This window comes from Sulfitobacter sp. 1A15258, from assembly GCF_043557045.1.
Lineage (GTDB): Bacteria > Pseudomonadota > Alphaproteobacteria > Rhodobacterales > Rhodobacteraceae > Sulfitobacter > Sulfitobacter faviae.
In genome coordinates, this window is the sequence record NZ_JBIFFK010000004.1 from 394297 (window position 1) to 402121 (window position 7825).

7 protein-coding genes are annotated in these 7825 nt (G+C 63.3%); 5 read left to right on the top strand and 2 right to left on the bottom strand.

The genetic code is table 11. The features are described 5' to 3' along the window. Positions 1 to 16 precede the first annotated feature (16 nt). Positions 17 to 1318: a guanine deaminase gene (guaD, locus tag ACGYK9_RS11545; RefSeq protein WP_394410037.1), complete on the bottom strand. Its 1302-nt coding sequence runs from the start codon at positions 1316 to 1318 to the stop codon at positions 17 to 19. 122 nt (positions 1319 to 1440) lie between these two features. Between guaD and mgtE the strand changes: the two genes are divergently transcribed. From mgtE to ACGYK9_RS11565, 4 genes are all read left to right on the top strand, one after another. Next, positions 1441 to 2844, top strand: coding sequence for a magnesium transporter (mgtE, locus tag ACGYK9_RS11550; protein WP_394410034.1), 1404 nt, complete (start codon positions 1441 to 1443; stop codon positions 2842 to 2844). Further along, on the top strand, positions 2841 to 3428 hold the full coding sequence (locus ACGYK9_RS11555) for a 5-formyltetrahydrofolate cyclo-ligase (RefSeq protein ID WP_394410031.1): 588 nt from the start codon (positions 2841 to 2843) through the stop codon (positions 3426 to 3428). The genes mgtE and ACGYK9_RS11555 overlap by 4 nt, the downstream gene beginning before the upstream one ends. Before the next feature lie 38 nt (positions 3429 to 3466). Next, the gene (locus ACGYK9_RS11560) at positions 3467 to 4279 is read left to right on the top strand and encodes a TIGR00282 family metallophosphoesterase (protein ID WP_067267593.1); all 813 of its coding nucleotides are present in this window, start codon (positions 3467 to 3469) and stop codon (positions 4277 to 4279) included. Between the two features lie 95 nt (positions 4280 to 4374). After that, complete coding sequence (locus ACGYK9_RS11565) at positions 4375 to 6147, top strand: SLC13 family permease (protein ID WP_394410028.1); 1773 nt, start codon at positions 4375 to 4377, stop codon at positions 6145 to 6147. Between the two features lies 1 nt (position 6148). Here ACGYK9_RS11565 and ACGYK9_RS11570 read toward each other — a convergent pair whose 3' ends face one another. Further along, positions 6149 to 7183 carry a hypothetical protein gene (locus ACGYK9_RS11570; protein ID WP_394410025.1) on the bottom strand — a complete coding sequence of 345 codons (1035 nt, stop codon included), beginning with the start codon at positions 7181 to 7183 and terminating at the stop codon, positions 6149 to 6151. 319 nt (positions 7184 to 7502) lie between these two features. On the opposite strand from ACGYK9_RS11570, the gene ACGYK9_RS11575 reads away from it, so the two are divergent. Further along, positions 7503 to 7825, top strand: a 323-nt coding sequence (locus ACGYK9_RS11575; protein WP_394422516.1) for a hypothetical protein, incomplete at its 3' end; no start/stop codon positions are given.

Here is a 7825-nt window from a genome sequence, read left to right on the forward strand (position 1 = left end):
ATAGGCGCAAGGCGCGTTACGCCGTGCCGCCCTGCCGCGCGCCCGCCACCCAAACATCCGCAATCGCGCGGTCATCGCCCATCATGATCGTGGCGAAAAGGCTTTCCCAAATGTCCTTGGCCGCGGCATGGCGCTGCGCGATGGCGGGGGTGGAGTCGAGCGACAGCACGGTGATGTCGGCCTCCATCCCTTCGGTCAGTGAACCCACATGATCTTGCAAATGCAGGCTGCGGGCCGAGCCTGCGGTGGCCAGCCAAATGAGCTGTGCCGCATGCAGCGGCGTGCTGCGCAACTGGCCGACCTCATAGGCCGCCGCCATGGTGCGCAGCATCGAAAATGACGAGCCGCCGCCGGTATCCGTCGCCAGCGCCAGCGGGATGCCCCGCGCGGCAAGGCCGGTCATGTCGAATAGCCCCGAGCCGATGAAGGTGTTTGAGGTCGGGCAATGCACCAGCCCACCGCCGACCTCCGCCAGCAGGTCAATCTCGCGCGGTTCCAGATGGATCGCATGGCCGTAGAGGCCGCGTTCGCCCAGCAGGCCGTGGGCCTCATAGGTATCAAGGTAATCGCGCGCCTCTGGGAACAGGTCTCGGACCCATTCGATCTCATCCGTCTGCTCGCTGAGATGGGTCTGCATCAGGCAGGTTGGGTGCTCTGCCCAAAGCGCGCCGAGGGTGGAGAGCTGCTCGGGCGTGGAGGTGGGCGAGAAACGCGGCGTGATCGCATAGGTCGCGCGGCCCTTGCCATGCCAGCGCTCGATCAGCGCTTTGCTGTCGTCATAGGCCGATTGCACCGTGTCGCGCAGCCCCTCGGGCGCGTTGCGGTCCATGCAGGTCTTGCCCGCGACGATCCGCTGGCCGCGTTCTTCCGCCGCCTGAAACAGCGCATCGGCGCTATGGGGGTGGATGGTGCAATAAGACGCGACCGTGGTGGTGCCATGGGACAGCGTCAGGTCCAGATAGCGCGCGGCAATCTCGCCCGCATAGGCGGGATCCGACAGGCGCATCTCTTCGGGGAAAGTATAGGTGTTCAGCCAGTCGATCAGCCGCTTGCCCCATGAGGCGATGATCGCGGTCTGCGGGTAGTGCACATGGGCATCGACAAAACCCGGGCAAATCAGCGCATCGGCGTAGCGTGTCACCTCGGCCTGCGGATGCGCGGCGCGCAGCGCGTCCCCCTTGCCGACGGCGGCGATCCGGCCGTTTTCGATCAGCACACCGCCTTGGGTGTCGATCTTCACGGCATCCTCCCAAGCGCTTTGCATCGGGTTGCCGGAATAGGTGAGCGTCGCGCCCAAAAGGAGTCGTTGATTTGTCATGCCAGTGGTTTAGGTGAGGGCGGGACGGGGAACAATACCGAAGCGTCGCTGGTGCCGTTGTACCGGCTTGGGCGCTCGCATACTATCGTTCTCAACAAAGGCGCAGACACGGAGAGCAGCGGATGTCAGAGCAGATTGAAGAGCTGGATCCGGCGGCCTCCCCTGAAGAGCGTGCCGAGGCCTATGTGCTCGACCGGAAAGCCGTGGCCGCGATCCTTGAGGCGGTAGAGGCCAAGGATCAGGCGCATCTGACCCAATTGATGGAGCCGCTGCACGCGGCGGATATTGCCGACCTTCTTGAGCAGATCGACGAGGATGACCGCGCCGCCTTGATCCGGCTTTACGGGCAGGAGTTCGACGGGGAGATTCTGTCGGAACTCGACGAGTCGGTCCGTGAGGAAGTCATCAGCATCCTGACGCCGCAGGTTCTGACCCAAGCGGTGCGCGAGCTGGACAGCGACGATGTGGTCGACCTGATCGAAGATCTGGAAGACGCGCAGCAGGAAACCATTCTCGACGCGCTGGAAGAGACCGACCGCGTTGCGGTGGAACAGGCGCTGAACTGGCCCGAATATTCCGCCGGTCGTCTGATGCAGCGCGAGGTTGTCATGGCACCAGAGCATTGGACGGTGGGCCAAGCCATCGACCATCTGCGCGCCACCAAGGAAGAAGACCTGCCGGATCAGTTTTATCACATCGTCATGGTCGACCCGCGCCTGCATCCGGTGGGCAATGTGACCTTAGGCAAGCTCATGCGCTCGCGCCGCGAGACGCGGCTGGCGGATATTCTGGAAGAGACGTTTCAGATCATCCCTGCCATGCGCGATGAGGGCGATGTGGCCTATGCCTTCAACCAGTACCACCTGATTTCGGCCCCCGTGGTCGACGATGAGGGGCGGCTCATCGGGGTCATCACCATTGACGACGCCATGGCCGTGCTCGACGAAGAACACGAAGAAGATATCCTGCGTCTGGCGGGCGTGGGCGAGGGGTCGCTCTCTGACCGGGTGACGGAAACGACGAAGCAGCGGCTGCCGTGGCTCGCGGTGAACCTTGTGACGGCGATTGCGGCCTCCGTGGTGATCTCGCAATTCGAGGCGGCGATTGCGCAGATCGTGGCGCTGGCCGTGTTGATGCCGATCGTGGCCTCCATGGGCGGCAACGCGGGCACGCAGAGCTTGACGGTGGCGGTGCGCGCCATCGCGACCAAAGACCTCACCGGCTCCAACGTTTGGCGGGTGATCCGGCGTGAGGTTTTGGTGGGGTTGGTCAACGGGCTGATATTCGCGGTGATCATGGGCATTGTCGGCGTGCTCTGGTTCGGCTCGCCGGGGCTGGGCTATGTCATCGCCACGGCGATGGTGATCAACCTCGTGGTGGCGGGGCTTGCGGGCACCGGCATCCCGATCTTGCTGGAGCGGTTCGGGGTGGACCCGGCGCTTGCCTCAGGCGCGTTTGTGACGACGGTGACGGATGTGGTAGGCTTTTTCGCCTTCCTCGGCCTTGCCGCAATGGTGCTGTTGTGAGCGATTGCGCCGCCCGGAAGGCCGAGGCGCGCAGGGCGGCCTTTGCCCGCCGTAAGCCCTTGTTCGAACAGGCGAATGCGGCACAGGCGGGCTATCTTTCCGAAGTCTTGGCAGGCTACCGCGGCGTGCCGCTGTCGGGTTTCATGCCGATCCGAACGGAGATTGATCCACGCCCCGCCATGGCCGAAGCCTGCGCCCATGGTCCTGTCGGCGTGCCAGTGATCGAAAAGCCGAACCACCCGCTGTCTTTTGCCCGTTGGACGCCCGAAACACCGATGGTGCCGGGCACCTTTGGCGCGATGATCCCCGCTGAGCCCGATTTTATCGAGCCCGAGATCGTGATCGTGCCGCTATTGGCCTTCAACCGCGCGGGCGGGCGGCTGGGCTATGGCGGCGGCTTTTATGACCGCACGCTGGCGAGGCTGCGCGCGCGGCGGGCCACGCTGGCCATCGGCTTTGCTTTCGCGGGGCAAGAGTGGGACGACATCCCGCTGGAAGACACCGACGCGCCGCTCGATCTAATCGTGACCGAGGCCGGGGTGATCGAGGTGACGCCGGGCCAACCCCCGTCCCGAGCGGAATAAGGGTTGCCGCCAAGCCGCGCGCGTCCTAGTCCATGGGCATGAAGATTTTGTTTCTTGGCGATGTGATGGGCCGGGCCGGACGGCGGGCGATCACCGAAAATCTGGCGCGGCTGCGGCGCGACTGGAAGCTCGATTTCATTGTGGTCAACGGCGAGAATGCGACCGGCGGCATGGGGCTTTCGGGCGCACATGCCAAGACGCTGCTGGATGCCGGGGCCGATTGTCTGACCCTTGGCGATCACGCTTTCGACCAGAAAGACATGCTCAGCTTTATCGAGCAGGAGCCGCGGGTAATCCGCCCGCTGAACTTCTCCAAATCCGCGCCGGGCAAAGGGGCTAAACTCTTCACAGCGCAGAACGGCAAGAAGGTTCTGGTGACCCAAGCGCTTGGGCAGGTCTTTATGAAACGGCCCTTCGACGATCCTTTCTCGGCGCTGGAGCCGGTGCTGAAAACCCATCCTTTGGGCGGCATGGCGCAGGCGATCATTGTCGATATGCACTGCGAAGCCACGAGCGAGAAGATGGCCATGGGCCATTGGTGCGACGGGCGTGCGAGCCTTGTGGTCGGCACCCATACCCATGTGCCCACGGCCGATGCGATGATCCTGCCGGGCGGGACGGGCTACCTGAGCGATGCTGGCATGTGCGGCGATTATCATTCGGTGATCGGCATGGACAAGGCCGAGCCGCTGCGCCGTTTCATCACCGGCATGCCGCGCGAACGTTTCACTCCCGCCAATGGCGAGGCGACCCTGTCGGGCGTCTATATCGAGACTGACGACCGCACGGGCCGCGCCACGCGGATCGTCCCGGTGCGTGAGGGCGGTGCCCTTCAGGCCAGCGCCCCTTAAGACCGGCAAGGCGCGGCCCCATGCGTCGCGCTTGCACCGAGGGCGGCAATCGGCGTAACTGGACAACGGCCTTTTGCCCGAATGACAGGTTCTTGATGGAATTTTTCAGCTTCTCTCCGATGGAGACGGCGGTGCTGACCCTCGTGGTCGTCGGCATGATGTTCGTGCTTTTCCTGCGCGAAGCCTTTCCGACCGAAGTCGTCGCCATCGCCGGGGCGGCCTTGCTGCTGGCGCTTGGCGTGCTGCCCTATGACGACGCGCTTGAGGTGCTTTCAAACCCCGCGCCTTGGACCATCGCGGCGATGTTCATCATCATGGGGGCCTTGGTCCGCACCGGGGCACTGGATGTGTTGACGCGGCTGGCCGAACGCTCGGCCAAGACCCACCCCAAGACGGCGGTGGCGGGGGTGATCCTGTCGGTCATGGCGGCCAGTGCGATCATGAATAACACGCCCGTCGTGGTGGTGATGATTCCGGTGGTGGTGCAACTGACCCGCACGCTGAACACCAAAGCCTCCAAGCTGCTGATTCCGCTCAGCTATGCCGCGATCATGGGTGGCTCTCTGACGCTGATCGGCACCTCTACCAACCTCTTGGTCGATGGTGTGGCGCGGTCGCAGGGCATGGCCCCTTTCGGCATTTTCGAGATCCTGCCCGTGGGCCTTGTGGTCTGCGCTTGGGGCTTGCTTTACATGCTGCTCTTTGCTGACCGGCTGCTGCCCGCGCGCGACAGCATGGCGAATATGCTCTCTGACCGCTCCAAGATGAAATTCTTTACCGAGGCTGTGATTCCGCCCGAAAGCAACCTGATTGGCCGTGAAGTGCTGGACGTGCAGCTTTTTAAACGCGAGGGCGTGCGGCTGATCGACGTGGTGCGGGGCGACGATTCATTGCGCCGCAACCTCAAAGGGGTCGCGCTTCAGGTTGGCGACCGTGTCGTGCTGCGCACCCAGATGACCGAGCTTCTCAGTCTGCAAAACAACAAGGAACTGCGCCGGGTCGACCAGCTGTCGGCGGTGGAGACCACGACCGTCGAAGTGCTGATCACCCCCGGTTGCCGGATGGTGGGGCGCAGCTTGGGCTCGATGCGGCTGCGGCGGCGCTATGGGGTCTATCCGCTGGCGGTGCATCGGCGGAACCAGAACATCGGCCAGCAGCTTGACCAATTGATCGTCAAGGTCGGCGATACGCTGCTACTGGAAGGGGCTGCCGAAGACATCCAGCGGCTGGCAAGCGAGATGAACCTTGTCGACGTGACCCAACCTTCGGCCCGGGCGTTCCGCCGGGGTCATGCGCCGATTGCCATTGCCGCCCTCGTGGGGATCGTGGCGCTGGCGGCCTTCAACGTGGCGCCGATCCTCCTGCTGGCCGTGATCGCCGTGGCCGTGGTGCTGGTGACGGGCTGTATCGACGCGGAGGAGGCTTTCTCTTTCGTGGAGGGGCGCTTGCTGGCGCTGATCTTTGCCATGTTGGCCGTTGGCGCGGCCTTGCAGAATTCCGGCGCGATCACGCTGATCGTCGACAATATCGCGCCGGGGCTGGCGCAGTTGCCGCCGTTTTTCATCATCTGGGCGGTGTTCCTGCTGACCACCATTCTGACCGAGATCGTCAGCAACAATGCTGTGGCGGTGATTATGACGCCCATCGCCATCAGCCTCAGCACCGCGCTTGGCATGGACCCGCGCCCGTTGGTGGTGGCGGTGATGATCGCGGCTTCCTGCGCCTTTGCCACGCCGATTGGCTATCAGACCAACACGCTGGTTTACGGGCCGGGGGGCTATCGCTTCACCGATTTCATGCGCATCGGGGTCCCGCTGAACCTGAGCATGTCGGTGCTGGTCAGCGCGGTGATCCCGCTCATTTGGTAGCTTAGGCGCTGCGCGGCACGTCGGACTGGGCGACGATTGCGTCAAAGCCCGCTTGTGCCTCAAGGAAGTTGCGGGTCAGCGGGGCGGTGAGTTCGGATTGGTCCGAGAAATAGGCCCCGACCCGACAGATATGTGCCGCGAATTCAGGATGCACCCCGGCATCGTCATAACGCCGGATGCGGTCCTTGCTCAGCCAGCCGCGTTTCTTGACCTCTTTGCTGATCAGTTTGAGCCGCTGCACCGCGTGGAAGGTTAGGTAGACCGAGAGGTAATCGAGGTAGTCGGGCAGGGCGATGCCGCAGGTCGGATCGAAGGCGTCGATCACCACATCCACCATATCCGGCGGGGCGATGGGCCATGCCTCATCCCCGATCAGCCAAGCGATGTCTTCGGCCCCGTGTCGCAGACCGGCATATTCAAAGTCGAACCAGCGCAGCTTGTCATCCGCGCCAATCGCGGCATTGCCTGAACGGCAGTCCCATTTGACGAATTGCCGCGCCGGGGCGTTGATGCGTTCATAGGCGGCGGTGCGGTCGAATTGGTCCGAGATGCCGCCGCCGAGGTCTTTCAGAAAATCCACCGCATCGACGAAGTTCAGCACCCAGTCGCGGTTGTTGCCCAGATGCGGCATGATCGCGTTTAACTCGGTCTGGCGCGCGGCGCCGTGGATGCGGAAGATGGCCGAGACGGCCTCGGCTGCGAGGGTAAGCTGTTCGGCGCGTTCCACCCGCGCGACCTCGACGTTGAGGCGGCGTTTGCCGACGTCGGATTGGAACATGATCTCTCCCACAACGCCCAGACATTCGGGCAGGTCGCTGCAGTGGCGGCCAAGCTCGGTCAGCACATGGGCTTCGAGATGGGTGCGGCGGAAGTTCGGGCGCAGGGTGGCGATCACCGTGCGGTCGGTCAGATGCAGCCGAAAGCTCGACCGGTTTTCGCCGCCCGGCGCCGATACCCGCGCCACATCTTGCCCGAAATGCTTGCGCGCCGCCGCGGCGATCTGGGCCTGAGCGCTTTGTTCCTTGGGTCGTGCCATGGGGCCTCCGCTGGTGTTTTCGCCTGTCTAGGTCGGCTGGCTGACGAGGGTACGGCGGGTTTTGGGCAAAACAAAGGCAATTTCCACCTATCCCGACGGGAGTGATTCGCACCCCATCAGCGCATTTGACCTATACGAAAGAACAATGCCCTCTCAGGGTGTCTCACTGTTTCGATTTATCACGCTTTGTCGGCCCAATTTACCCAAAAAATGGAAAGAATTTGGCGGAAATAGGCGCCGCTGCTAGGTTTAAAGGCCAGTGGGGGATGCGGCGCTGCAAAGCGGCCGCGGCTGCAAATGCATATGAGGGATTGGCGTCATGGGTTACAGATTCTCAAAGGGTTGGAACAGCAAGGACAATAGCTGGTCCACTGGCGGTGAAGCGGGCAGCGGTTGCGATGCCAGCGGAACGAAGTCCTATCACAACGGCGGGGTAGAGGGCTCCTCCTTCGCGAAGTGGTATGACAAGCACTTGGCCGGGAAGTTCGACGGGAACGATGACGGCAAAGGCTCTGGCTCGGGCGGCACCAAGGGTTCCGGTTCTGGTGGCACGAAAGGTTCGGGCTCCGGCGGTACGAAGGGCTCCGGCTCTGGTGGCACCAAGGGCTCCGGCTCGGGTGGCACGAAGGGTTCTGGTTCTGG